Source organism: Oleiphilus sp. HI0086, from assembly GCF_001635225.1.
In genome coordinates this window covers 1-870 of record NZ_LWFZ01000551.1, presented here as the reverse complement: position 1 = coordinate 870, position 870 = coordinate 1, and the positions used below count along the sequence as shown (strand labels likewise).

The window sequence follows — 870 nt, the reverse complement described above, 5'->3', positions numbered from 1 at the left end:
GGTAGTGCAAATGTTTAGAGAGCGAAGAGATATTAACTACAGCAGCTTTCCCTTTTTAGTGTGTTTTATGGTTTTGATTCTGTTCACTGTAAATAATGTTACTCCATCTGTAGGAGCAGCGGTCTTTTTTATTATTCCTTCGATTTTTTCTTATATGAAGAGGAAAATTTCAAATGAACTTGCTTAGTATCGACCATAAAAAAACTATCAAACTGACTATAACTGTGATGAGACGAGTTTGTTATTTTCCTTTTAAATTTTTTGCATTCGTAAACTTCTCCATTCGGAAAACTTTGTTTGGAAGTGGTAACGCTCTTAATTATTTGACGCAAATTGATGCTGAAGGAGTTATTTTTATTCTTTGTGCTTACGGTGCTAAGATCGGAAAAAACTGTGATATTCAGCCTGGTATCACTTTTCATAACTGCAAAAATTTCAAAAACCTATTAATCGGAAATAACTGTCATATTGGGAAAGGCTGTTTTTTCGATCTGCGCGACTCTGTGACTGTAGAGGATAACGTTGTTATATCGATGTACAGTAAGTTCGTCACACATATTGATATGACTAAAAGTGTACTGAGCGATGAGTTTCCTGCTGCAAGTGCAGGTATTAGAATTGGTTCTGATAGCTACTTGGGTATAGGTTCAACTGTTCTCATGGGGGTCGAGCTAGGTTCAAAAGTTTTAGTTGGTGCAAATAGTTTGGTCAATGTTTCGGTTCCCAGTAATTCCCGTGTTGCTGGGACTCCTTGCAAGGCTATTCTTAGTAAGAATACAAATGAGTCATTATGAAATTCAGTCTATTTTTATGTGCTCTTTGTTTACCAAGCCATTTTGTCCCTCTTAGGAATTAAATTTCATGTTATAC

The 870-nt window shown here is 35.7% G+C and carries 2 protein-coding genes; both read left to right on the top strand.

Annotated elements, in window-relative coordinates:
• Window positions 1-187: hypothetical protein (locus A3756_RS28650; RefSeq protein ID WP_231875500.1), on the top strand; the 187-nt coding region annotated here is incomplete at its 5' end.
• Window positions 174-794 carry a DapH/DapD/GlmU-related protein gene (locus A3756_RS06650; protein ID WP_068553144.1) on the top strand — a complete coding sequence of 207 codons (621 nt, stop codon included), beginning with the start codon at window positions 174-176 and terminating at the stop codon, window positions 792-794. The genes A3756_RS28650 and A3756_RS06650, both read left to right, overlap by 14 nt.
• Window positions 795-870 lie beyond the last annotated feature (76 nt).

What these genes read in the sequence shown, in the direction of transcription:
- A3756_RS06650 (WP_068553144.1), top strand. Translation starts at nt 174, where the DNA reads ATGAACTTGCTTAGTATCGACCATAAAAAAACTATCAAACTGACTATA.